The sequence below is a fragment of the Sphingomonas chungangi genome (assembly GCF_013778325.1).
Classification (GTDB): domain Bacteria; phylum Pseudomonadota; class Alphaproteobacteria; order Sphingomonadales; family Sphingomonadaceae; genus Solisphingomonas; species Solisphingomonas chungangi.
Genome location: NZ_JACEIB010000001.1, coordinates 74,832 through 97,213, shown reverse-complemented (window position 1 = coordinate 97,213; position 22,382 = coordinate 74,832). Strand labels below are relative to the sequence as shown.

General features: G+C 67.5%; 24 protein-coding genes. 9 read left to right on the top strand and 15 right to left on the bottom strand.

Features of this window, described 5'->3' with window-relative positions; genetic code table 11:
* Window positions 1-27: 27 nt before the first annotated feature.
* On the top strand, window positions 28-579 hold the full coding sequence (locus tag HZF05_RS00435; protein ID WP_160364668.1) for a 2'-5' RNA ligase family protein: 552 nt from the start codon (window positions 28-30) through the stop codon (window positions 577-579).
* Window positions 580-636: 57 nt separating this feature from the next.
* Here HZF05_RS00435 and HZF05_RS00430 read toward each other — a convergent pair whose 3' ends face one another.
* The 6 genes from HZF05_RS00430 to HZF05_RS22070 all read right to left on the bottom strand — a co-directional run bounded on the left by HZF05_RS00430 (window position 637) and on the right by HZF05_RS22070 (window position 5,245).
* Complete coding sequence (locus tag HZF05_RS00430; RefSeq protein ID WP_160364667.1) at window positions 637-1,428, bottom strand: OmpA family protein; 792 nt, start codon at window positions 1,426-1,428, stop codon at window positions 637-639.
* An 82-nt stretch (window positions 1,429-1,510) separates the two neighbouring features.
* Window positions 1,511-3,124 carry a phytoene desaturase family protein gene (locus HZF05_RS00425; protein WP_160364666.1) on the bottom strand — a complete coding sequence of 538 codons (1,614 nt, stop codon included), beginning with the start codon at window positions 3,122-3,124 and terminating at the stop codon, window positions 1,511-1,513.
* A gap of 127 nt (window positions 3,125-3,251) precedes the next feature.
* Window positions 3,252-4,424, bottom strand: coding sequence for an aromatic ring-hydroxylating oxygenase subunit alpha (locus HZF05_RS00420; protein WP_160364665.1), 1,173 nt, complete (start codon window positions 4,422-4,424; stop codon window positions 3,252-3,254).
* A gap of 61 nt (window positions 4,425-4,485) precedes the next feature.
* Window positions 4,486-4,845: a ribose-phosphate pyrophosphokinase gene (locus HZF05_RS00415; protein ID WP_160364664.1), complete on the bottom strand. Its 360-nt coding sequence runs from the start codon at window positions 4,843-4,845 to the stop codon at window positions 4,486-4,488.
* Window positions 4,846-4,898: 53 nt separating this feature from the next.
* Window positions 4,899-5,087 (bottom strand): PspC domain-containing protein, encoded by a 189-nt coding sequence (locus HZF05_RS00410; RefSeq protein ID WP_160364663.1) that lies wholly within the window; start codon window positions 5,085-5,087, stop codon window positions 4,899-4,901.
* A gap of 23 nt (window positions 5,088-5,110) precedes the next feature.
* Entirely contained in the window at window positions 5,111-5,245 is a 135-nt protein-coding gene (locus HZF05_RS22070; RefSeq protein ID WP_281367324.1) for a hypothetical protein, read from the bottom strand.
* A 250-nt stretch (window positions 5,246-5,495) separates the two neighbouring features.
* On the opposite strand from HZF05_RS22070, the gene HZF05_RS00405 reads away from it, so the two are divergent.
* Both HZF05_RS00405 and HZF05_RS00400 read left to right on the top strand, forming a co-directional pair.
* The gene (locus HZF05_RS00405; RefSeq protein WP_160364662.1) at window positions 5,496-7,325 is read left to right on the top strand and encodes an ABCB family ABC transporter ATP-binding protein/permease; all 1,830 of its coding nucleotides are present in this window, start codon (window positions 5,496-5,498) and stop codon (window positions 7,323-7,325) included.
* A 64-nt stretch (window positions 7,326-7,389) separates the two neighbouring features.
* Window positions 7,390-8,394, top strand: coding sequence for an aspartyl protease family protein (locus HZF05_RS00400; protein ID WP_160364661.1), 1,005 nt, complete (start codon window positions 7,390-7,392; stop codon window positions 8,392-8,394).
* Here the strand turns inward: HZF05_RS00400 and HZF05_RS00395 are convergent, their stop codons facing one another.
* Complete coding sequence (locus tag HZF05_RS00395; RefSeq protein WP_160364660.1) at window positions 8,395-8,910, bottom strand: thioredoxin family protein; 516 nt, start codon at window positions 8,908-8,910, stop codon at window positions 8,395-8,397.
* A gap of 112 nt (window positions 8,911-9,022) precedes the next feature.
* On the opposite strand from HZF05_RS00395, the gene recQ reads away from it, so the two are divergent.
* On the top strand, window positions 9,023-10,789 hold the full coding sequence (gene recQ / locus HZF05_RS00390; protein ID WP_160364659.1) for a DNA helicase RecQ: 1,767 nt from the start codon (window positions 9,023-9,025) through the stop codon (window positions 10,787-10,789).
* On the opposite strand, the gene HZF05_RS00385 is transcribed toward recQ, so the two are convergent.
* A complete protein-coding gene (locus HZF05_RS00385; protein WP_160364658.1) occupies window positions 10,786-11,082 on the bottom strand; it encodes a hypothetical protein in 297 nt (98 codons plus the stop codon). The two genes, recQ and HZF05_RS00385, sit on opposite strands and share 4 nt — an antisense overlap.
* 81 nt (window positions 11,083-11,163) lie before the next feature.
* Between HZF05_RS00385 and HZF05_RS00380 the strand changes: the two genes are divergently transcribed.
* Window positions 11,164-11,589: a protein tyrosine phosphatase family protein gene (locus HZF05_RS00380; RefSeq protein WP_160364657.1), complete on the top strand. Its 426-nt coding sequence runs from the start codon at window positions 11,164-11,166 to the stop codon at window positions 11,587-11,589.
* A 195-nt stretch (window positions 11,590-11,784) separates the two neighbouring features.
* Here HZF05_RS00380 and HZF05_RS00375 read toward each other — a convergent pair whose 3' ends face one another.
* Window positions 11,785-13,260 (bottom strand): ammonium transporter, encoded by a 1,476-nt coding sequence (locus HZF05_RS00375; RefSeq protein ID WP_160364656.1) that lies wholly within the window; start codon window positions 13,258-13,260, stop codon window positions 11,785-11,787.
* A gap of 14 nt (window positions 13,261-13,274) precedes the next feature.
* On the bottom strand, window positions 13,275-13,613 hold the full coding sequence (locus tag HZF05_RS00370) for a P-II family nitrogen regulator (RefSeq protein WP_160364655.1): 339 nt from the start codon (window positions 13,611-13,613) through the stop codon (window positions 13,275-13,277).
* Window positions 13,614-13,804: 191 nt separating this feature from the next.
* Between HZF05_RS00370 and HZF05_RS22065 the strand changes: the two genes are divergently transcribed.
* On the top strand, window positions 13,805-13,936 hold the full coding sequence (locus HZF05_RS22065; protein ID WP_281367322.1) for a hypothetical protein: 132 nt from the start codon (window positions 13,805-13,807) through the stop codon (window positions 13,934-13,936).
* Here HZF05_RS22065 and HZF05_RS00365 read toward each other — a convergent pair.
* The 4 genes from HZF05_RS00365 to HZF05_RS00350 are packed head-to-tail and all read right to left on the bottom strand — an operon-like array spanning window position 13,933 to window position 15,989.
* Complete coding sequence (locus HZF05_RS00365; protein ID WP_160364654.1) at window positions 13,933-14,136, bottom strand: putative signal transducing protein; 204 nt, start codon at window positions 14,134-14,136, stop codon at window positions 13,933-13,935. The genes HZF05_RS22065 and HZF05_RS00365 overlap by 4 nt on opposite strands.
* Window positions 14,136-15,566 (bottom strand): metalloprotease TldD, encoded by a 1,431-nt coding sequence (gene tldD / locus HZF05_RS00360; protein WP_160364653.1) that lies wholly within the window; start codon window positions 15,564-15,566, stop codon window positions 14,136-14,138. The genes HZF05_RS00365 and tldD overlap by 1 nt, the downstream gene beginning before the upstream one ends.
* Before the next feature lie 39 nt (window positions 15,567-15,605).
* Complete coding sequence (locus tag HZF05_RS00355) at window positions 15,606-15,821, bottom strand: zinc-finger domain-containing protein (RefSeq protein ID WP_160364652.1); 216 nt, start codon at window positions 15,819-15,821, stop codon at window positions 15,606-15,608.
* Between the two features lie 24 nt (window positions 15,822-15,845).
* Entirely contained in the window at window positions 15,846-15,989 is a 144-nt protein-coding gene (locus tag HZF05_RS00350) for a hypothetical protein (RefSeq protein WP_160364651.1), read from the bottom strand.
* 137 nt (window positions 15,990-16,126) lie between these two features.
* Here HZF05_RS00350 and HZF05_RS00345 point away from each other — a divergent pair, with 137 nt between their 5' ends.
* Window positions 16,127-17,053: an ABC transporter ATP-binding protein gene (locus tag HZF05_RS00345; RefSeq protein WP_160364650.1), complete on the top strand. Its 927-nt coding sequence runs from the start codon at window positions 16,127-16,129 to the stop codon at window positions 17,051-17,053.
* Between the two features lies 1 nt (window position 17,054).
* On the top strand, window positions 17,055-18,650 hold the full coding sequence (gene nadB, locus HZF05_RS00340; protein WP_160364649.1) for an L-aspartate oxidase: 1,596 nt from the start codon (window positions 17,055-17,057) through the stop codon (window positions 18,648-18,650).
* A gap of 6 nt (window positions 18,651-18,656) precedes the next feature.
* On the opposite strand, the gene HZF05_RS00335 is transcribed toward nadB, so the two are convergent.
* Window positions 18,657-19,331, bottom strand: a complete 675-nt coding sequence (locus HZF05_RS00335) for a hypothetical protein (protein WP_181638756.1) — start codon at window positions 19,329-19,331, stop codon at window positions 18,657-18,659.
* A gap of 191 nt (window positions 19,332-19,522) precedes the next feature.
* On the opposite strand from HZF05_RS00335, the gene polA reads away from it, so the two are divergent.
* Window positions 19,523-22,342, top strand: coding sequence for a DNA polymerase I (polA, locus tag HZF05_RS00330; protein WP_160364647.1), 2,820 nt, complete (start codon window positions 19,523-19,525; stop codon window positions 22,340-22,342).
* Window positions 22,343-22,382 lie beyond the last annotated feature (40 nt).

The window sequence follows — 22,382 nt, the reverse complement described above, 5'->3', positions numbered from 1 at the left end:
TGGACGGAATCGTGAGGGACTGCCCCGATGCCTGATGCTCCGGATACCCGCCTCTATCTGTTCGCGATGCTCCCCGAAGGCGTGGGCGATCATCTCGCCGTGTCCAACGATATCGAACCCGCGCTGCCGGGCCTGAGGCTGGTATCCACCGCGCGGCGTCACATCACGCTCGCCAATCTCTCGGCGATCGACGTACCCGAGGATTACCGCATCCAATTGGCCCACTGGGTGATGGCGACGGTGCCGCCCTTCGCCTTCCGCGTGGTGTTCGACCAGCTGGTCGCCAGCGCGCGCAATACGCTGCTCAAGGCGAGCCAGCCGCTGGTCGGTGCGTTGGAGGCGCAGAACCACATCCTCGACATGCTACGCCACTACGGGCTCGATCTGCCCGACAAGGCGACGCCGACACCCCACGTGACGCTGGGCTACGGCCATCGCGACGCGGGCGGCGTCCAGCCGATCGACGGGATCAGCTGGCTGGTCGACGAGCTCGTGTTGGTACGCAGCTGGCACGGCCGCACCTGGCACGAGGAGCTTGGACGCTGGAAACTACCGATGCGGCAGAGCGCTGTGGCTTAGCGCGGCTCGACGCTAATATTCATCCTCCCCCGCCAGGGGGAGGATGAGGTGGGTGGCTTACTCGAACTCGCTCGCTCTGCGCCCCAGCAGCGTCACCTCCACCCGGCGGTTGAGACGCATCCCGTCGGCGGTGGAATTGGTCGCGACCGGATCGTTCTCGCCATGGCCGCGCACGCGGAAGCGCGCCTCGGTGACGCCCATCTGGTCGAAGGCATCGCGCACGGCATCGGCGCGGCGCTCCGAAAGACCCTGGTTGTGCTCGTCCGTCCCGCGCGAATCGGTGTAGCCGTCGATCGCGACGCGGACGCCCTCGTTGTCGCGCAGATAGCCAGCGAGCGCCTGCAGCTTGTCGATCGCATGCGGGCGGAGCACCGCGCTGTCGGTCTGGAACAGCACGTCCTCCTGCAGCGTCATCCGCGCGCCTTCGGGCGTGTCGCGGAAATGGTATTCTCGCATCGCGCCGCGATCCCACGGCCCCGGCCGGCCCGTGGAGATGTAGGGGGGCGGCGGAGCCGGCGGCGCGGCATCGACCACCGCCCAGTCGAAGCCCCGGCGATCGGGCACCGCCTCGGCGAAGGCGCGGTTGGCGGCCCGCGCCTCGCGCGGGGTGATGAAGCCATCGTGGCGCATATCGAAGTTGCGCAGCACGAAGGCGCGGCCGCGCGGCGTGTCGCGCAGTTCGGGGAACAGGATCGGCACGCCCGGCCCGCGCAGATCGTAGCCGCGCGCGTCTCCAGGGCGGCCGCCCGCCCAGTCCCAATGGCCCGGCACCCAGCGGCCCTGCGCGGACGCGGCACCCGCGCCTAGCGTGATCGCCAGCACGGCGACGAGATAATGGCTCCTGTTCATGACGCACTCCTCCATGTCCCCGCCATGGAGGCCTTGCCCTGCCGGGCTTGAACGGCGGGTGAGCGCGTCCGAAAGCTGAGGTTCAGGCCGCGCGCGTCATCCGGCGCCACAGGCCGCCGTCCGCCAGGATCTCGCGCGCGGCATTATGGCCCGGCGCACCGGTGACGCCGCCGCCCGGGTGGGTGCCCGCGCCGCACATGTAGAGCCCCTTGAGCGGGCCGCGATAGGCGCCGTGGCCGAGGATCGGGCGCGCCGACCAGAGCTGATCGAGGCTCATGTTGCCGTGCATGATGTCGCCGCCGGCGAGCCCGAACTTGCGCTCCAGATCGAGCGGCGAGTGGATCTGCCGCGCGATCACCGAGGCCTTGAAGCCCGGCGCCCACTTCTCGACCGTATCGATGATCAGGTCGGCCCCCTCCTCGCGCGCATCGTCCCACGAGCGGCCGTCGGGCAGCTCCGGCGCGAACTGCTGGCAGAAGAGGCTGGCGACATGGCTCCCGGCGGGCGCGAGGCTGTCGTCCACCGTCGAGGGAATCAGCATCTCGACGATCGGCGCCTTCGATAGGCCGGTCTGCTTGGCGTCGGTGTAGGCGCGGTCCATGTAGTCGAGCGTCGGCGCGATGATGATGCCAGACTGGTGATGCTCGCCCGCCTCGGGAAGGCTGGTGAAGCGCGGCAGCTCGGAGAGCGCAACGTTCATCCGGAAGGTGCCGGAGCCGACCTTGAAGCCCTTCACACGGCGGCGGAATTCGGCCGACAGGTCGCCCTCCGCGATCAGCCTGTCGTAAAGCAGACGCGGGCCGACGTTGGAGACGATCGCCTTGCCGAACACCTCGGCACCGCCCACCAGTCGCACGCCTACGGCGCGCTCGCCATCGACCAGCACCTGCTCGACCGCCGCATCGGTGGTAATCTCGACGCCGGCCTCCTCGCACGCCTGCCGCATCGCCTGGGTGATCGCGCCCATGCCGCCGATGGCGTGGCCCCACGCGCCCTTCTTGCCGTTCACTTCGCCGAAGACGTGGTGGAGCAGGACGTAGGCCGATCCCGGCGTGTCGGGCGAGGCGAAGTTGCCGACGACCGCGTCGAAACCGAACGCCGCCTTCACCGCCTCGCTCTCGAACCAGCCGTCGAGGAAGGTGCGCGCGGACTTGGTGAAGAGATCGAGCACGTCGCGCTGCTGCGCGAGGCTGAGCCTGGAGAGGCCCCGCCCCTGCTTCGCCGCCGCGATCAGCATGCCGATGCCGTCGCCGATGTTGGGCGGCGATTTCAGCGCCAGATCGCGCAGCACGTCGGCGACCGTGTCGAGCGTCTCGTAATAAGCCGGCAGCGTCTCGGCATCATGGCTCGAGAACTTCCGGAATTCCGCCTGCGTGCGCTCCAGCCCGCCGCCGAGCTTGAGGTAGCGCCCGTCCTGCTGCGGCAGGAAGTTGGAGATCGGCCGCTCGACGATGCGCAGTCCGCGCCCGGCGAGCTTCATGTCGCGGATGACCTTGGGCTGGAGCAGACTGACCGTGTAGCTCGCCACCGAATTGCGGAAGCCGGGGTGGAATTCCTCGGTTACCGCAGCACCGCCGACGATGTGCCGCCGCTCCAGCACCCGCACCGACTTGCCGGCGCGCGCGAGATAGAAGGCGCAGACGAGGCCGTTATGGCCGCCGCCGATGATCACCGCGTCGTAGCGCCTGCCGGTCATGTGTCTCGACTCCCAATTCCTCCCGTTCGCCCTGAGCTTGTCGAAGGGCTGCCCTTCTTCTTTCAACGCTCGAAGAAAGAAGGACAGGGCTTCGACAGGCTCAGCCCGAACGGGTTTGATGTTGCGTTCAAATGCTCTTCGGTCGCCGGCTCCAGCCGGGCGTGGGCGGGCGGTGCTGGCGCGCCTCGGGAATGGCATGACGAATCTTGCGGCAGAAGTTGCGCAGCGCGACCTCCTGCTCGCTGAGCGGGCCGACGGTGAAGCTCTTGGACGCCATGCCGCTCTGCACGCGCTCGATCAGCACGGTGTCTTCTGCATTCACCTGCCGGTTGATCCGCCAGTTGCAGTAGCGCGCCGCCTTCATCTTCCGCCGCTCATCCGGCAGCGCGTAGGCGATCTCGCGGATCAGGCATTGCGTCGGCGAGACCGGCAGCCACTGCATGAAATCGACCTGATCCGGGTAGATGTCGAAGGCGATGTTCGGCCAGAGCTTGAAATAGGTCCACAGCCGCTGCCGGTCGGCCGGCAGGTGCGGCACGCTCGGCAGGAAATGCTGATAGGCGCGCTCGGAGGGGTTGGCCGAGGGCTTGTCGAGGATCGGCCCCCACATCTTATCGACATGCGCGCTGGCCTCGACGCCGTAGCCATTGCCCATCAGCCGCTTGAGGCCGGGGTGGGCGACGGCGATGTGCAGGCCGTCCGAATAATTGTCGCCGACATTCTTCCAGTTCACGGCGCGCGGGCGCAGCGTCACCCGGCCGAAAGCGCGCAGATCCTCGAAGCGATAGGGCTCCACCTCCGCCTCATAAGGGGCCATCATCCTCGCGACCGACGGGCCGCCGTCATCCTCCAGCCGCACGAAGACGAAGCCGCGCCAAACCTCCAGATCGACGGTCTTCAGGCCGTGATCGGCCATGTCCATGGCGTAGGTCTCGCGCATCGGCAGGCCGGCCAGGCGGCCATCGAGATCATAGGTCCAGGCGTGATAGGGGCAGACGAGCTTCTTCGCGCAGCCCGAAGGCCCGTCGAGCAAGCGTGCGCCGCGATGGCGGCAGACGTTGGTGAAGGCGTTGAGGGCGCCATCGCGGCCGCGCACTACGACGACGCTCTCGCCGATATAATCGAGCGTATGGAAATCGCCCTGGTTGGGCACGTCGCTGACGTGGCAGACAATCTGCCAGGACGGGCGGATGACGCGGGCGACCTCGGCCTCGAAGAATTCCGGGTCCGAATAGGTCCAGGCAGGCAGGCTCCAGCCCTCATCAGGGTCGTTCGCGATGTGGGTCGCCGCTTCGGCCATTCCCGCCCTCCGGTTGCTGCACGATCGTACAACAAGCGCAGTGCAGGATGCAAGGGGCGACTCAGCGATCCTGCCAGTAGGCGAAGGCTTCGCTTTGCAGGGATCTGACGAAGGCCGTCGCCCTTGGTCCTTCCCACGGACCGTCATAGCCACGGATGAAGGCCTGCGCGCCAGCCCACCAGCCCTGCCCCGGCAGACCGTCCGATTCGCGAACGACCAGTACGGCAAGCTCGGGTTCGCCGGCCGCACGCCCTGCCTCGTCGATGACGTCGAGCGTCTTGCAGAGCGCGCGCATCTTGGGGCGGGTGAAACGGTGGCCGAGCAGGTTGAGGATCGAGGAATAGCTGATCGCCTCACCGGCCCGCGCGGACTCCAGCAGCAGGGCGCGCACGCGCGGAACGTCGGCGATGGCATCGGTCATGAGGGGGAATGTCGTCGGGCGGAGGGGCGACCGCAAGGGGCGGGCTGCGCCGTTCAGCGCACGCCCGCCAGCCAGCCGATCAGCACGTAGGCGACGATGCCCGGCAGGCCGAGGCCGAGGATGGTCAGCAGCACCAGAGCGGCGCGGACGAGGCCGACATCGGTGCCGGACCAGTCCGCGAAGCCCCGGCATACGCCGAGCCACAGCCCGCGGCGCCGATCGATCACGAAACGATGGGACATGAACGGTCTCCGTTCCACAAGAGTTAGAAGTGGAACAGCGCGGCGCTCGCCGAGGTGGCGGGCAGGACGGCGGCGGCGACCAGGACGGCCGAGCAGACCATGGCAGCAGTGGCCGAAACGACGGTGTCACGGACGGACGAAAGGTTGAAGCTGAACATTTTCTGTCTCCTGAGTGTGCGTTTCCGCCGGTGATCGGCGGGATGCCGTTACGTTTGCAGGGGGCGTGCCAAGTTCAGGAAATGGCGGATTCCCGACAGTTAGCGCAGATCGTCGAGAAGGCGTTGCGTAAATCTTGCGAATGCGCCGCGCAAAACGCCAATTCTCCGTGATATTTTCAGGGCGCCTGCGACAAGCCGAACATTTGGCGGTGCCATTGGCCAAATCGCCGGCGCCACCTATGTTGCGACCATGCCACCCGACCTGCCGGGCGGAACGCAGGTGAGCCGGGAGGCCGGCTTCGCCCTGCTCCGCCGTTTCCTGCCCTATCTCTGGCCCGCCGACGCTCCGATGCTTCGGCTCCGCATCGTCGTGGCGCTGCTGCTCGTCGTCGCCTCGACACTCGTCCAGTTTTTCGGCGCGCCTTACGCCTTCCAGGCGGCGATCGACGGCATGGGCGGCCACGCGAAGGCGAGCGCGGCGACGCTGATCATCCTGCTCGTCGCCGGCTATGCCGCCGCCCGCTTCTGCTCGACGCTGTTCGACAATCTGCGCAACGCAGTGTTCGAGAAGGTCGGGCAGGATGCCACCCGCCGGCTGGCGGCGACCGTGTTCCGCCATCTCCACCAGCTCTCGCTGCGCTTCCATCTCGAGCGGCGGACCGGCGCGGTCACCAAGGTGGTCGAACGCGGCACCAAGAGCATCGACACGATGCTCTATTTCATGCTGTTCAATATCGCGCCGACGGTGCTGCAGCTGGTCATCGTCCTCGGCATCTTCCTGACCAAGTTCGGCGTGCTGCTGGTCGCGACCACGCTGGTGATGGTGGGCGCCTACATCTGGTTCACCCGCGCCGTGACCGACTGGCGCGCGTCGCTGCGCACACGGATGAACGATCTCGATACCGGCGCCGTCGCGCATGCGGTGGATTCGCTGCTCAATTTCGAGACCGTCAAATATTTCAACGCCGAGGAGCGCGAGGCCACGCGCTACGAGAAGGCGATGATCGCTTATGCCGATGCGGCGACCAAATCGGAAAATTCGCTTGCCTGGCTCAACATCGGGCAGGCGCTGATCACCAACCTGATGCTCGCTTTCGGCCTCGCCTACGTGGTCTGGGGCTGGAGCCACGGCCGCTTCACCGCCGGCCAGCTGGCGTTCGTGCAGATGCAGCTGACCCAGCTGTTCCGCCCGCTCGACATGCTCGGCATGGTCTATCGCACGATCCGCCAGGGCCTGATCGACATGGCCGCGATGTTCGACCTGGTCGACACCGCTGCCGAGGTGGTGGACGCGCCCGATGCGCGACCGCTGGTCGTCGGTGACGGCCATGTCCGCTTCGAGGACGTGCGGTTCGGCTATGAGAACGAGCGGTCGATCCTCAACGGGATCGACATCGACGTGCCCGCCGGCAGCACGCTCGCCATCGTCGGGCCTTCGGGCGCGGGCAAGTCGACGATCGCGCGGCTGCTCTACCGCTTCTACGATCTCTCCGGCGGACGGATCACGATCGACGGGCAGGATATCGCCCACGTCACGCAGGCGTCGCTGCGCGCGGCGATCGGCATCGTCCCGCAGGACACGGTGCTGTTCAACGACACGATCGGCTACAATATCGGCTATGGCCGCGCCGGTGCGACGGCGGAGGATATCCGAGCCGCCGCCAAGGGCGCCGCGATCGACCGCTTCATCGATATCCTGCCGCAGGGCTACGAGTCCGAAGTCGGCGAGCGCGGGCTCAAGCTCTCCGGCGGCGAGAAGCAGCGCGTCGCGATCGCGCGCACCCTGCTCAAGGACCCGCCGCTGCTGATCCTCGACGAGGCGACCAGCGCGCTCGACAGCCGCACCGAGGCGGAGATCCTCGATACGCTGGGCGCCGTCTCGGCGCGGCGCACCACAATCACCATCGCCCACCGCCTCTCGACCATCGTCGACGCCAACCAGATCATCGTGCTGGAAGCGGGGCGCGTAATTGAGCGCGGTACCCATGCGGCCCTGATGGCGCGCGACGGCCTCTACGCCGAGATGTGGGCGCGCCAGGCGGCGGAGCGCGAAGCCGGCGAGGCGCTGGCGGCGGAATGAGACGGGCCGCTTGATCGCGGCGACAACCGGCGTAGCATCCCCCTAAAACAGCAGGAGGGGTGCTGTGGCGACATCGACGACCTTGGCGGGCCTGCTCGCTCTGCTCCAGGCGGCATCGGCCGCCCCGCCCCCGGCCGCGCCGGCGCCCTCCGCTCCGTCGGCGCTCGATCCGGCCAGCCTGCCGTCGCCGCTTCCGGTCGATTCCAGCACCCTGCCCGGCGCACCCGCCAGCACCGCCGTCAAATTGCGCGAGGTCGACACGCGGATGACGGTGCCGGTGCTGATCAACGGCAAGGGTCCGTTTCGCTTCATCGTCGACAGTGGTGCGACGCGCACCGTCGTCTCCAGCGCGCTCGCCGCTGAGCTCGGCTTGCCGTCCGCCGGCACCGTCCCGCTGCACAGCGTCGGCGGCGAGGCGCAGGTGCCCGCCGTGCACATCGATTCGCTCTATGTCGGCGCGCTGCCCGCCAAGGAGCTCACCGCGCCGGTGCTGGACGAGGCCAATCTCGGCGGTGCGGGAATCCTCGGCATCGACACGCTGCAGGGCAAGAAGGTGGTGATCGATCTCGTCCGCCACGCCATGTCGGTGGAACCCGCCGACAAATACGTGTCGCCTGCCGCCGATGGCGAGATCGTCGTCACCGCCCGAAGCCGCTTTGGTCAGCTCGTCCTCGCCGATGCCGATGCGGCGGGGCAGAAGATCTTTGCGATCGTCGATACCGGCAGCATGGTCACGCTCGGCAACATGACGCTGAAGGAGAAGCTGGTGCGCCGCAAGCGCGCCGATCCGAAGGATGTCACGATCACCGACGTGACCGGCCAGAAGATCGTCGCCAGCTATGCGCCGATCAACGAGCTGAGGCTCGGCGATCTGCACATGTCCAACGTCGTGATCGCCTTCGACGACGCGCATGTGTTCGATCGTTTCGGGTTGACGCAGAAGCCGGCGATGCTGCTCGGCATGGACATCATGCAGGCGTTCGATCGCGTCTCGATCGATTTCGCGCGACGCGCGGTCCGGCTGACCCGCAAGGCCGACAAGGGCTTGGTGACGAACCTGCTCTACTGATCAGGCGGCCCATTGCGCCAGCCAGTCGGCCAACCCCTGCGGCGTCATGTGGCGCGCATCGGCGAGCGCGAACAATTTGTCGCGGTTGAGCAACCGGTCGCGCACCGGATCGACGGCGAGCAGCGCAGGCACGCCGTCGAGGCGGCCGGCGATGCCGTAGTGGCCGGCGATGTCGCCATTCTTGTCGTACCGGCCGATATCCACCTTCACGATCACGAAATGCCGGTCGAGGAAGGGCTGGAGTTCGGGCAGCTCCATGATCCCCGCAAGCACGCGGCAATCGAGGCACCAGTTGCCGCCCAGATCGATCAGCAGGCGCTTGTGCTCCCGCTTCGCCTGCGCCCTGGCCTTGGCGACGGCGGCCTGCGCGTCGGCCTGCTCGTCATAAGGGAAAGGCAACGGCTGGGGCAGATCGTTGACCGTCGCGGCCGAGATGCGCGGCGCCTGCGGGACGGCGGTGGCGGGGCTCGCCAGCAGGGCGACGGCGAAGAGCGGATACGCAAGCGACTTGATCATGTCGCGAAATCTAGGGCGCGCCGGTTGCGCACGCCAGTCAGCTTCGCTTGGCGTGGTCTAAGTCCAACTTGGCGGGGTGACGGCCCCGGCGCTGCACGCTAACCCGGTTTCGATGCCCGCCGATCCCCTCGATATCCTGCGCACGACCTTCGGTTTCCCGGCGTTCCGCGGCGTGCAGGAGCGGGTGGTGGCACGCGTGATGGCGGGCGACGGCACGCTGGCTGTGATGCCGACGGGCGCGGGCAAGTCGCTCTGCTACCAGCTGCCCGCACTGGCGCGGCGCGGCACCGCAGTGGTGATCTCGCCGCTGATCGCACTGATGCACGACCAGGTGCGCTCCGCCGAGGCGTTCGGCATTCATGCCGCGACGCTCACCTCCGCCGATTCCGATCGCGACGAGACGATGCGCCGCTTCCGCGAAGGCGAGCTGGACCTGCTCTACGTGGCGCCCGAGCGGGCCTCCAATCCCGGCTTCCGCGAGCTGCTGCGCCTGACCGAGCTCTCGCTGTTCGCGATCGACGAGGCGCATTGCGTCAGCGAATGGGGGCACGATTTCCGCCCCGATTACCGCCTGCTCCGCCCGCTGCTCGATGCCTTTCCGCAAGTGCCCCGCCTCGCGCTCACCGCGACGGCCGACGAGCATACCCGCGCCGATATCCTCCAGCAGCTCGGATTGCCGCAGGACGGGCTGATCGTCGCCGGCTTCGACCGCCCCAACATCCAGTATCGCATCAGCCCGCGCGACGGCCTCGCCCAGCAGCTCAAGGCCTTCATCGCCGAGCAGGAGGGCGCGGGCATCGTCTATGCCCCCACCCGCGACGCTACCGAGCGACTCGCCGCCCAGATCGCCGAGGCGGGGCGGCCGACACGCGCCTATCATGCCGGCCTCGATCCGGCGGTCCGCGCGAAGAACCAGCGCGACTTCGTGGCCTCCGAGGACATGGTGATGGTGGCGACCATCGCCTTCGGCATGGGCATCGACAAGCCCGACGTCCGCTTCGTCGCGCATGCCGGCCTGCCCAAGTCGATCGAGGCTTATTATCAGGAGACCGGCCGCGCGGGGCGCGACGGCGAGCCGGCGGTGGCTCAGCTCTTCTGGGGTGCGGAGGATTTCGCACGCGCCCGCAAAAGGCTCGGCGAGGTGGACGATGCCCGCGTCGCCGGCGAGCGGACGCGGCTCAATGCCCTGGCGCAACTGGTCGAGACGAGCGAGTGCCGCCGCGCCGTGCTGCTCCGCCATTTCGGCGAGCATCCGGCCACCACGTGCGGCAATTGCGACAATTGCCTCTCGCCGCCCGCCACGGTCGACGTGACGACGGTCGCGCGGAAACTGCTCTCCGCCGCCTTCCGCACCGAGATGCGCTTCGGCGTCGGCCACCTGATCGACGTGCTGGCGGGGCGCGACACCGACAAGGTGATCAGCAACGGCCACAACCGCCTCTCCGTCTTCGGCATCGCAGACGAGGAGGAGCTGAAGCTGGTCCGCCCCGTCGCCCGCGTGCTGATCGCGCGCGATGCGTTGCGGGCGGACGATTATGGCGGGCTCTCCTTCGGCCCCTCCGCGCGGCCGATCCTGAAGGGCGAGGAATCGGTCGGCCTCGTCGTCCAGCCCAAGCGCGAACGGCGGCGCAAGCGCGCCGCGCAGGAGGAGTATCCGCACGATCCGCTGTTCGAGGCGCTGCGCGCGAGACGGCGCGAGATCGCGAAGGAACGCGGCGTGCCGCCCTACGTGATCTTCCACGATTCGACGCTGCGCGAGATGGCCGGGCTGCATCCGACGACGCTCGCCGGCCTGTCGCAGGTCACCGGCGTCGGCGAGGCCAAGCGCGAGGCCTATGGCGATGCCTTCCTTGAGGTGCTGCGGAACTGGCGAGGCTAGATCAGCGCCCGCTCACGCCGCAGCCACTCGCACCAGATGAAGAGCGCCATGAACGGCATCGCGAGCAAGGTTATGCCGCCGGGCAGGAATCGACCCGCCACCGCAATCAGCCCAAGCAGCAGCCCCATGTGCACCAAAGCCAGTGGCAGCAGCCTCAGCTTGCGGTCCCAGGCGAGATTCTCGATCAGCCACGTCGGCATGTGGAGCCCGACATAGCAGACCCAGAGTGTCATGAACGGCAGCAGCACGGTGGCGACGCCGAGGCCGGTAAGCGAGAGCCCGGTTTCGAGCATGGGTTTCCCTCAGGCCGAATCGGGCATAAGCCCGCAGCCGATGCGCTACCCCGGCGCGACCCTAGGATAGCGAGGTTGCCAATGGCTAAATGGCTCGACGAGACGATCGCGGTCTCCCCGCAGATCAGCGTGGAAGAGGTCGCGGAAGCGCAGGCAGAAGGCATCCGCACGATCATCAATAACCGCCCCGACGGCGAGCAGGCCGGCCAGCCGACCGCCGCCGAGATCGGCGCGGCGGCGAAGGCGGCGGGGCTGGGCTATGTGCACATCCCGGTCGATCATTCGGGCTTCTCGATGGATCAGGTCGAGGCGATGACAGCGGCGCTCGCCGGGCCGGGGCCGGTGCTCGCCTTCTGCCGATCGGGCACGCGCTCCACTTACCTCTGGTCGCTGGCGCGCGGCGCGGCGGGCGACGAACCGTCCGAGATCGCGGCGAAGGCGGCCAATGCCGGCTACGATGTCTCCGGCCTAATACCGATGATCGAGAGCCTGCGACCGAAGAACTGAGCAAATAGCAACGGTGCAGTGCGGCTTTGACCCGCAGGGTCCGCAAGCGCGAACGCGCGCCCGGACCGCGCGCAGGCGCGGGAGGCGCGGGAGGATAGCCAAGCGATGCGGACGCATCGCGCCGGCGCCTGAGGCCCAACAAAAAGAGGCCGGCAGGTTGCCCCGCCGGCCCAGGCTCTTCGCAGGAGGAAGCTCTTAGTAGTGGTAGGCCCGCTCGCCGTGCTCGGCGATGTCGAGGCCCTCATGCTCGACCTCGGGGGTGACCCGGAAGCCCCATACCTTGTCGATCACGAAGAAGAGGATGGCGGCGCCGACGCCCGACCAGACGAGGGTGATGGCCACCGCCTCGATCTGCGTGATGACCTGACTCACCATGTCGTAGGTGCCCGCGACCATGGTGCCCGGCTTGGTCGTGTAGTCCGCGATGCCCTGGCCGCCGAAGGACGGGGCGTCGAGGATGCCGGTCATGATCGCACCGGTGATGCCGCCGATGCAGTGCACGCCGAACACGTCGAGCGAGTCGTCGTAGCCGAATTTCGACTTCACCACGGTGACGAAGAAGAAGCAGATCGGCGAGACCATCAGGCCCAGGATCACCGAGCCCATCGTGCCGGCGTAACCCGAGGCGGGGGTGACGGCGACGAGGCCCGCGACGACACCCGAGGCGGCGCCGAGCAGCGAAGGCTTGCCCTTCACGGCCTGCTCGACGAGCAGCCAGGAGAGGCCGGCGGCGGCGGTGGCGATCATGGTGTTCATGAAGGCGACCGAGGCGATCGACGAGGCTTCGAGGTTGGAGCCGGCGTTGAAGCCGAACCAGCCCACCCACAGCAGCGAGGCGCCGATCATGGTCATGGTCAGCGAGTGCGGCGGCATCGGCTCGTTCGGGTAGCCGAGGCGCTTGCCGAGCATCAGGCACATGACGAGGCCTGTTATACCGGCGTTGATGTGCACGACGGTGCCGCCGGCGAAGTCCAGCGCGCCCTTGTTAAAGAGGTAGCCGGAGTCGGCGGAGACGGCGTCGATCGCGGCCTGGCCCTTCAGAGCGGCGGCGGCGAAGGCGTCAGGCCCATCCCAGCACCACACCATGTGGGCGATCGGGAAGTAGACGAAGGTCACCCAGAGCGCCACGAACAGCATCAGCGGCGAGAACTTGATGCGCTCCGCCACCGAGCCGATGAACAAGGCCGGCGTGATCATCGCGAACGTCATCTGGAAGAGGACGTAGGTGAGCTCCGGGATGTAGACCCCGTTGGAGAAGGTCGCGGCCGCGGCGTTCGAGTCCACGCCCTTCAGGAAGAGCTTGGTGAAGGGGTTGCCCACGAACGGGCTGAAGCTGGTGAAGGTCTCCGAATAGCCCCAGCACACCCAGATCACGCCGACCATGCAGACGATCATCAGCACCTGGGTGAGCACCGACAGCATGTTCTTGGTGCGGACGAGGCCGCCGTAGAACAGCGCAAGGCCCGGGATCGACATCATCAGCACCAGCAGGGTGGAGACGAGCATCCAGGTGTTGTCGCCCTTGTTCATGTTGGTGAGCGACGCGGTGGCGATTGTCGGCGCGGGCGCCGGAGCGGCGGCAGCCGCCGCCTGCGCGAAGGCGGGGTGGGTGAGCAGAGCGGCGGCGCCGACAGCTCCCAGCCCGGCCAATATCTTGGTCGAAAGCTTCATGGTTCCCCCTTCCCTCACAGCGCGGTTTCGTCGATTTCGCCGGTGCGGATGCGGACCGCCTGCGCGAGATCGAGGACGAAGATCTTGCCGTCGCCGATCGCGCCGGTATTGGCCGCCTGCTGGATCGCCTCCACGACGCGGCCCGCCAGATCGGAGCCGCACGCGACCTCGATCTTGATCTTCGGCACCATGTTCGTCGAATATTCCGCACCGCGGTAGATTTCGGTCTGGCCCTTCTGCCGGCCGAAGCCCTTGACCTCGGTCACGGTCATACCCGCGACGCCGATGCCCGAAAGTGCCTCGCGCACCTCGTCCAGCTTGAATGGCTTGATGATGGCTATGATCAGTTTCATGCCGCCTCCCTGCTTTTGCTCCCGAGGAACATTCGCAAGAGGCGTGCCAAGTAACGAATCCGCCTTATTCTGCGGCGCAACATGAATCGTGGGCGAAACGATCGCCCGACTCTTAGGCAGTTCGAAAGAACTGCTGCTTTTTTAGGCAAGCATATTGCTTGCAACGGAAATCCGGCATAAGCATCGCACAGATGGACGCGCAATCCGATCGCCGGCTCAGCCTCGTGCAATCCGCGCTCGTCCTGAGCGCGGCGTTCATCGTGCTAGGCTGGCTTTATCTGCTGCTGCTCGGCGTGAAAGAGCCGCTTCGACCTCGGGGCTAGGCTTCGGGCGACAGCAACCTGAGCGCCAGCGCCTCGTCCGCTTCCGGCACCATCAATCGCGCCGGCATCAGCCCGCCCAGGCCGATGCTGGCGACACCGCCGTCGAACAGCACCGCCTCGATCCCCTCCGCCATGAGCCGGGCGCGCGCGATTTCGGCGATCATCGCGTTCGGAAAGGTCTCGATTTCGACCAGCGCCATCAGGCCGAGGCCGTGCCGCCCACCGTGAGGCGGTCGATCAGCAGGGTCGGCTGGCCGACGCCGGCCGGCACCGACTGCCCGCCCTTGCCGCAGATGCCGATGCCCTCGTCCAGTGCCATGTCGTTGCCGATCGCCTGCACGCGGGTGAGCACGGAGGGTCCGTCGCCGATCAGGGTCGCGCCCTTGATGGGCTGCCCAAGCTGGCCGTTTTCGATCCGGTACGCCTCGGTGCAGGAGAAGACGAACTTGCCGGACGTGATATCCACCTGCCCGCCGCCGAAGCTCTTGGCGTAGATGCCGGTCTTCACCCGCCCGAGGATCCCGGCCGGATCGTCTTGGCCGCCCAGCATGAAGGTATTGGTCATGCGCGGCATCGGCGCATGGGCGAAGCTCTCCCGCCTGCCGTTGCCGGTGGCAGGCACGCCCATCAGGCGGGCGTTGAGGCGATCCTGCATATAGCCCTTTAGGATGCCGTCCTCGATCAGGATATTGGCTTGGGTCGGCGTGCCCTCGTCGTCGATCGACAGCGAGCCGCGCCGTTCGCCGATCGATCCGTCGTCGATCACGGTGACGCCGGGCGCCGCCACCCGCTCGCCGATGCGGCCCGAGAAGGCCGACGAGCCCTTGCGGTTGAAATCGCCTTCGAGCCCGTGGCCGATCGCCTCGTGGAGCAGCACGCCGGGCCAGCCGGGGCCGCACACCACGGTCATCTCGCCGGCCGGCGCCGCCACCGCCTCGAGATTGACCAAGGCCTGCGCCAGCGCCTCGTCGATCGCGCGCTCCCACGTCGCGGTCTCGAACAGGCGGTCGTAGAGATAGCGGCCGCCCAGCCCGAAGAAGCCCGCCTCGCGCCTGCCGTTCTGCTCGGCCACGATCGAGACGTTGAGGCGCACCAGCGGGCGCACGTCGGTGGCAAGGAAACCGTCGGGCCGCACGATCTCGACGACGCTCCACGTGCCCGACAGGCCGACCGAGACCTGCGCCACGCGCGGATCGCGGGCGCGGGCCATGGCATCGATGCGCTGGCAGAGATCGACCTTCTTCGCGAACGGCACCAGATCGAGCGGGTTCGCCTCGCCGTAGAGATGGCGGTTGGTGCGTGCCGGGGGAGCCGATTTCTGCCCCTTGGCGGGATCGAGCAGCCGCATCGTCTCGGCGGCGCGCAGGATGGCGCGCTCGCTGATTTCGTTGGCATGGGCGAAGGCGGTGGTCTCGCCCGAGACGCCGCGCAGGCCGAAGCCAGACTGTGTATTGAAGTCGGCAGTCTTCAGCCGGCCGTCGTCGAAGCCGAAGCTCTCGGACGCGAGATATTGCAAGTAGAGCTCGCCATCGTCGCAGGCGCCCAGCGTGGTCGCCGCGAGGCGCTGCGCCGCATCCGGGTCCAGCCCGTCGCGGTAGAGGAAGGAGCGGGGATCGGAAAGACTGGTCATGCCCGCCGATATAGGCGCGGGCACACGCACGTCAAAGGATCAGGCGGCTTCCGAACGATCCGCCGGGCCGCCGGCCAGCACGAAGCGGCGATCACAATAGCCGCATTCGACGAAGCCCGACTCGTCGATCTCAAGGAACACGCGCGGATGGCCGAGCGCGGCGCCGGTGGGAATGTCGCTCGCGCCGTCGCAGATGACGCGCGAGGCGGTGACGCGGATGGTTTCGGGCGGTTGGTTGCTCACGATCCGCCGCATAGCAAGCGGCCTGCCCCGGATCAATCAGGCGATGAGCGCGGACGCCTTGGCCGCGACCGGTGTCGCATGCGGCACCTCGACCACGGTGACGAGCAGCGCGAGCAGCACGGCGGCGGCAAACGCGAAGCGCGAGCGACGGGCGAAGCTGGGGAGGGCGGCCTGGGTCATGACCGTAATGATCGCCGCAAATGCCTAACGACTCGTGAAGGGGAAGGGTTAACGACCTCGGTCTTGGAGCCGGCCGGTGCCGCAGCAAACGAATGCGCCCCTAGCGGCACGGCGCCGTACGGACTATCTGCGCGGACATGACCGAAGCCGCCATCCGCATCGACAATCTCCGGAAGACCTATGCCGGCGGCAAGATCGCGCTCCACGGCGTCAGCTTCGACGTGCCGCGGGGCCAGATATTCGGGCTGCTGGGGCCGAACGGCGCGGGCAAGTCGACGCTGATCAACATCCTCGCCGGCCTCGTCAACAAGACCGGCGGCAACGCCGAGATCTGGGGCTTCGACATCGACGAGCACCCGCGCAACGCCAAGCGCTCGATCGGCATCGTGCCGCAGGAGATCCTGTTCGATCCCTTCTTCAGCCCCCGCGAGACGCTGGAAATCTATGCCGGCCTCTACGGTATCCCGAAGCCCGAGCGCCGGACGATGGAGCTGCTGCGCGCCGTCCACCTCGAGGACAAGGCCGATGCCTATGCCCGCACGCTGTCGGGCGGCATGAAGCGGCGGCTGCTGGTTGCCAAGGCGCTGGTCCACAATCCGCCGGTGCTGGTGCTCGACGAGCCGACCGCCGGCGTCGACATCGAGCTGCGCCAGCAGCTCTGGGCCTATGTGCGCGAGCTCAACGAGCGCGGCACGACGGTGGTGCTGACGACGCACTATCTGGAGGAGGCGCAGGAGCTGTGCGATCGCATCGCGATCATCAACCACGGTCGCCTGATCGCCAACGAACCGACGCCGCAGCTGCTTTCCAAGGCGCAGGAAAAGGTGGTCGAGGTGACGCTCGATCGCGACATCGCGACCGCCCCCGATTCCCCCATCTTCGAGAAGGCCGAGCTCAAGGGCGACCGGGTGATCGCGATCACGTACCACAAGGGCAAGGTGAATGCCGGCGAGGTGCTGACCGCATTGAACGGCGCGGGCTACAGCGTGGTCGATGTCTCCACCCGCGAGGCCGATCTGGAAGACGTGTTCCTCAGTCTCACCTCCGACAAGGCCGCCGCCTGAGATGGCGACGAGGCCGTTCGACGTCGTCATCGTCGGATCGGGCGCGGCGGGGCTGACCGCCGCGCTGAGTCTCGCCGAACGCTTCCAGGTGGCGGTGCTCGCCAAGGGCGGGCTTTCGGAAGGATCGACCAACTGGGCGCAGGGTGGCATCGCCGCCGTGCTGGAGGAAGGCGACAGCTTCGAGAATCATATAGAGGACACGATGATCGCCGGCGCCGGCCTCAACGACCGCGCCACCGTGGAATTCGTGATCGAGGGCGCGCCGGCCGCGATCGAGCGGCTGGTGCAGCTCGGCGTGCCGTTCAACCAGGAAGGCAATGCCCTCCACCTCACCCGCGAAGGCGGGCACAGCCACCGCCGCATCGCCCATGTCGACGACGCCACCGGCCACGCCGTACAGGTCGCGCTGGAGAAAGCCGCGGTCGCGCACCCCAACATCACCCTGATCCCCGACATGGCGGTGATCGACCTCGCCACCTCGCGCCATGGCGAGCGCTATCTCGGCAACGGCCACGTATGGGGCGTCTATGCGCTCAACCGGCGCAACGGCCAGGTCGAGCTGTTCACGGCCAAGGCGACGATCCTCGCCACCGGCGGCGCGGGGCGCACCTATCTCTATTCCACCGCCCCGCGCGGCGCGACCGGGGACGGCATCGCCATGGCGTGGCGGGCGGGTGCGCGCGTCTCCAACATGGAGATGATGCAGTTCCACCCGACCTGCCTGTGGAACCTCGAGGTCAAGAATTTCCTGATCACCGAGGCGATGCGCGGCGAGGGCGGGCGGCTCAAGCTGCCGCCGGGTGTGCCGGGCGCGGGGCACCGCTTCATGCCGGATTTCGATCCCCGCGAGGAGCTGGCGCCGCGCGACATCGTGGCGCGCGCGATCGACCATGAGATCAAGCGGCTCGGTTTGGACTACGTCCACCTCGACATCAGCCACCAGCCGCCGGAGTTCGTGAAGCAGCATTTCCCGACCATCTATTCAAAGCTGCTGACGCTCGGCATCGACATCACCACCGATCCGATCCCCGTGGTGCCGGCACAGCACTACACCTGCGGCGGCATCATCGTGGACCTGAAGGGCCGCACCGACCTGCCCGGCCTCTATGCGGCGGGCGAGTGCACGCAATCGGGCCTGCACGGCGCCAACCGCCTCGCCTCCAACTCGCTGCTCGAATGCTTCGTGTTCGGCGAGGCCGCCGCCGGGCACATCACCCGTCATTTCGACGAGATGCCGGCACCCCCGCCGATCCGCCCTTGGGACGAGAGCCGCGTCACCGATTCGGACGAAGAAGTGATCGTCCAGCACAATTGGCGCGAGATCCGCCGCTTCATGTGGGACTATGTCGGCATCGTGCGCACCACCAAGCGGCTGGAGCGCGCGCAGCACCGCATCAAGCTGCTCCGCCGCGAGGTGGAGGATTATTACGGCGAGTTCCGCGTCACGGCCGATCTGATCGAGCTGCGCAACCTCGTCGAGGTGGCGGACCTCATCGTACGGTGCGCGCTGGCCCGCAAGGAGAGCCGGGGCCTGCACTACACGCTGGATCATCCGGGGATGTTGCCGGAGGCAAAGGATACGATTCTCGTTCCCTGACGCGCTCTAGCGCCGGTGCTTGCGCACTCCCACCGGCCCGGCCGTCAGCACCGTGCCCAGCATCTTCGCGTAACGGCGCGAGAACGTGTGCAGGTCGATCTCCATCAGCACGTCGCCCGAATCGGCATCGACGATGAACGCCGCGAAGCTGCCGCGATCCGCGCAGCTCGACCGGCGCGGCACCTGCGCGGCGACGATCAGCCGCTGCCCGCTCGTCCAGCCGATCGCGCCGACATTGGGATCCTCGTCCTCCTCGCAATCCATGCGCGGCTTGAACAATTTGGCGACTCGATCGGTAATGTCGGTCTCGCGCCAGTGCCGGCCCTTGTCGGGTCGCGTCATGATCGAGACCTCGTACTGGCCGTCGATCCCGCCATTGTCCGACGTGACGGCGATCGCGTTCGAATCGGGCGCCCAGAGCAATTCGCCATTGGGGCCGCCGGGGAAATCGTGATCGTCCCCGCCGAGGAATACCGAGAGATGCCCGTCTGCCGAATCGGCGGCGGTATAATCCGAAAAGCGCGCGATCGCCCTCGTCCGGCCGTTGGGCGCGGTGACGGTCATCGGGCGCGGCTCGCCATGGATGTCGGCGACGCTGACCGCCTGCTTGCCGAACAGGCCAGCTGGCGCGGGCTGCGCCGCCAGCATGGCCAGCCCGAACAGCAGAGCAGATAGGATCATCCGGGCCAAGGCGTTATTTCGCCACCGCGCCGGCCATGGCGGCTCCCGCACCGAGCACGCGGGCAAATCCGGACATGACGCGCATGGACATCTTCCCTTCACTTCCCCGCCATGGCCGTTTCGCCACAGCTTGCCCCCCAAGCGCAAGCCCTGTCGCCATGAGAAGCGGCGCTTGCTAAGCGGGAGGGGTCATGGCGTCCAATCATCTCTATCTCGTCGACGGCTCGGGTTACATCTTCCGCGCCTATCATCAGCTGCCGCCGCTCACCAACCGCCATGGGCTGAATGTCGGCGCGGTGTACGGCTATACCGCGATGCTGTGGAAGCTGGCCGACGCGCTCCACAAGGCGGACGGTCCGAGCCATCTCGCCGTGGTGCTCGACAAGGGCAGCCACACCTTCCGCAACGACATGTACGACCAGTACAAGGCGCATCGGCCCCCTCCCCCCGAGGATCTGGTCCCGCAATTCCCGCTGATCCGCGATGCGACGCGCGCCTTCTCGCTGCCCTGCATCGAGGAAGAGGGGTTCGAGGCGGACGACATCATCGCCACCTATACCTGCCGCGCGGTCGAGGCGGGATGGAACGTCACCATCGTCTCATCCGACAAGGATCTGGCGCAGCTGATCATCCCCGGCCAGGTCGACATGCTCGACACCATGAAGAACGAGCGGCGATCGGTGCAGTATGTCGTCGACAAGTTCGGCGTCGGGCCGGAGCGGCTGGGCGACGTACTGGCGCTGATGGGCGACAGCGTCGACAACGTGCCGGGCGTGCCGGGCATCGGCCCCAAGACCGCCTCCAAGCTGATCACCGAGCATGGCGATCTGGAAGGCGTGCTGGCGGCGATCCCGTCGATGAAACCGTCCAAGATGCGCGAGAATCTCGAGAACAATGTCGAGATGGCGCGCCTCTCGCGCAAGCTGGTCGCGCTCCATTGCGACATGCCGCTGCCGCAGGATCTCGATTCGCTGAAGCTGGACGGCATCCCGCCGGAGCCGCTGCGCGAGTTCCTCGAGGATCAGGGCTTCAAGACCCTGCTCTCGCGGCTGACCGGCGAGCGACCGATGCCGCGCCCGGTCGATCTCCACGCGACACCGGTGACCGACGCGACCGCCCCCGCCGCCGAAGTCGAAGCGCGCACGGGCATGCCGGCGCTGCCCGAGCTGCCGCCGATCGACTGCACCGCCTACGCGACGATCACCGACGAAGCGGCGCTCGATGCGATCATCGCCGAGGCCTATGCGGGCGGCCTGCTGGCGATCGACACCGAGACCGACGCGCTCGACAGCGTCGCCTCGGGACTCGTCGGCATCAGCCTCGCCACCGCGCCGGGCCGCGCCGCCTATATTCCCGTCGGCCACGTCTCCAGCGACGACATGTTCGGCGAGAAGCCGCCGCAGCTGCCGCTCAGCGTCGTGGTGGACAGATTGCTGCCGGTGCTGAGCGATCCGGCGGTGCTCAAGATCGGGCACAACATCAAATACGACATCAACGTGCTGGCGCGGCATGGCCTGATCGTCGCGCCCTATGACGACACGATGGTGATCTCCTTCGATCTCGACAGCGGCAAGATGCTCGGCGGGCACGGCATGGACGTCGCGGCGAGCACCCACCTCGCGCACACCTGCACCAGCTTCAAGGACGTCACCGGCACCGGCAAGAAGCAGATCAGCTTCGCCCATGTGACGCTCGATCGCGCCACCGCCTACGCGGCCGAGGATGCCGACGTCACCTTCCGCTTGTGGACCCGCCTGAAACCGCGCCTCGCGCACGAGGCGGCGACGCGGGTCTATGAGCGGGTCGATCGCCCGCTGATCCCGGTGGTGGCGGGGATGGAGCGCGCCGGCATCAAGGTCGATCGCCACAAGCTCGCGCAGCTCTCCAGCCAGTTCACGCAAGAGATGGCGCGGCTGGAGGAAGAGATCTACGCCGAGGCCGGCCACCCCTTCACCATCGGATCGCCGCAGCAACTGGGCGTCGTGCTGTTCGACGAGAAGGGCCTGAAGGGCGGCAAGAAGGGCAAGTCCGGCGCCTACTCCACCGACGTGACGGTGCTGGAGAAGCTGGCCGCCGAGGGCAACGCCATCTGCCGGCTGGTGCTCGACTGGCGGCAGGTCGCTAAGCTCAAGTCCACCTACACCGAGGCGCTGCAGGCGCAGATCAATCCGGTGACGGGCCGCGTCCACACCAGTTATTCGCTGACCGGCGCGCAGACCGGGCGGCTCTCGTCGACCGATCCGAACCTCCAGAACATCCCGATCCGCACCGAGACCGGCCGCCAGATCCGCGACGCCTTCGTCGCCGAGCCGGGCCACGTCATCCTCGCCGCCGACTACAGCCAGATCGAGCTGCGCCTCGCCGCCCACATGGCCGACGTGCCGGCGCTCAAGGAGGCCTTCGCGGCCGGAGAGGACGTCCACGCGCGCACGGCGATGGAGCTGTTCGGCGAGGTCAACCGCGACACGCGCGGCCGCGCCAAGACGATCAACTTCGCGATCCTCTACGGCATCTCGCGCTGGGGCCTCGCGGGGCGGCTCGAGATCAGCGCCGACGAGGCGCAGGCGATGATCAGCCGCTATTTCGAGCGCTTCCCCGGCATCAGCGCCTATATCAACGAGACGACCGAGCACGCGCGCTCGAAGGGCTTCACCGAGACCCTGTTCGGCCGCAAGACCTGGTTCCCGCAGATCACCAACTCGATCCAGCATATCCGGCAAGGGGCGGAACGCGCCGCGATCAACGCGCCGATCCAGGGCACCAGCGCCGACATCATCAAGCGCGCGATGATCCGCATGGGGCCGGCGCTGGCCGAGGCAGGCCTGCCGAACGTCAAGATGCTCCTTCAGGTCCACGACGAACTGGTGTTCGAGCTGCCGGAAGGCGACATCGAGACCGCCAAGCCGGTGATCGAGCGCGTCATGGCCCACGCCGCCGAGCCGATCGTCCACCTCTCCGTGCCGCTCGGCATCGAGATCGGCACCGGCCCGAGCTGGGGCGCCGCGCATTGATGTTTCCACTTTTACTTGCGGTGCAGGCGGCAGGTTCGCT

Bases quoted from the DNA above. Each gene is read 5' to 3' on its own strand.
- HZF05_RS00435 (WP_160364668.1), top strand. From the start codon at position 28: ATGCCTGATGCTCCGGATACCCGCCTCTATCTGTTCGCGATGCTCCCC.
- HZF05_RS00430 (WP_160364667.1), bottom strand. From the start codon at position 1,428: ATGAACAGGAGCCATTATCTCGTCGCCGTGCTGGCGATCACGCTAGGC.
- HZF05_RS00425 (WP_160364666.1), bottom strand. From the start codon at position 3,124: ATGACCGGCAGGCGCTACGACGCGGTGATCATCGGCGGCGGCCATAAC.
- HZF05_RS00420 (WP_160364665.1), bottom strand. From the start codon at position 4,424: ATGGCCGAAGCGGCGACCCACATCGCGAACGACCCTGATGAGGGCTGG.
- HZF05_RS00415 (WP_160364664.1), bottom strand. From the start codon at position 4,845: ATGACCGATGCCATCGCCGACGTTCCGCGCGTGCGCGCCCTGCTGCTG.
- HZF05_RS00410 (WP_160364663.1), bottom strand. From the start codon at position 5,087: ATGTCCCATCGTTTCGTGATCGATCGGCGCCGCGGGCTGTGGCTCGGC.
- HZF05_RS22070 (WP_281367324.1), bottom strand. From the start codon at position 5,245: ATGTTCAGCTTCAACCTTTCGTCCGTCCGTGACACCGTCGTTTCGGCC.
- HZF05_RS00405 (WP_160364662.1), top strand. From the start codon at position 5,496: ATGCCACCCGACCTGCCGGGCGGAACGCAGGTGAGCCGGGAGGCCGGC.
- HZF05_RS00395 (WP_160364660.1), bottom strand. From the start codon at position 8,910: ATGATCAAGTCGCTTGCGTATCCGCTCTTCGCCGTCGCCCTGCTGGCG.
- recQ (WP_160364659.1), top strand. From the start codon at position 9,023: ATGCCCGCCGATCCCCTCGATATCCTGCGCACGACCTTCGGTTTCCCG.
- HZF05_RS00385 (WP_160364658.1), bottom strand. From the start codon at position 11,082: ATGCTCGAAACCGGGCTCTCGCTTACCGGCCTCGGCGTCGCCACCGTG.
- HZF05_RS00380 (WP_160364657.1), top strand. From the start codon at position 11,164: ATGGCTAAATGGCTCGACGAGACGATCGCGGTCTCCCCGCAGATCAGC.
- HZF05_RS00375 (WP_160364656.1), bottom strand. From the start codon at position 13,260: ATGAAGCTTTCGACCAAGATATTGGCCGGGCTGGGAGCTGTCGGCGCC.
- HZF05_RS00370 (WP_160364655.1), bottom strand. From the start codon at position 13,613: ATGAAACTGATCATAGCCATCATCAAGCCATTCAAGCTGGACGAGGTG.
- HZF05_RS22065 (WP_281367322.1), top strand. From the start codon at position 13,805: ATGGACGCGCAATCCGATCGCCGGCTCAGCCTCGTGCAATCCGCGCTC.
- HZF05_RS00365 (WP_160364654.1), bottom strand. From the start codon at position 14,136: ATGGCGCTGGTCGAAATCGAGACCTTTCCGAACGCGATGATCGCCGAA.
- tldD (WP_160364653.1), bottom strand. From the start codon at position 15,566: ATGACCAGTCTTTCCGATCCCCGCTCCTTCCTCTACCGCGACGGGCTG.
- HZF05_RS00355 (WP_160364652.1), bottom strand. From the start codon at position 15,821: ATGCGGCGGATCGTGAGCAACCAACCGCCCGAAACCATCCGCGTCACC.
- HZF05_RS00350 (WP_160364651.1), bottom strand. From the start codon at position 15,989: ATGACCCAGGCCGCCCTCCCCAGCTTCGCCCGTCGCTCGCGCTTCGCG.
- HZF05_RS00345 (WP_160364650.1), top strand. From the start codon at position 16,127: ATGACCGAAGCCGCCATCCGCATCGACAATCTCCGGAAGACCTATGCC.
- nadB (WP_160364649.1), top strand. From the start codon at position 17,055: ATGGCGACGAGGCCGTTCGACGTCGTCATCGTCGGATCGGGCGCGGCG.
- HZF05_RS00335 (WP_181638756.1), bottom strand. From the start codon at position 19,331: ATGATCCTATCTGCTCTGCTGTTCGGGCTGGCCATGCTGGCGGCGCAG.
- polA (WP_160364647.1), top strand. From the start codon at position 19,523: ATGGCGTCCAATCATCTCTATCTCGTCGACGGCTCGGGTTACATCTTC.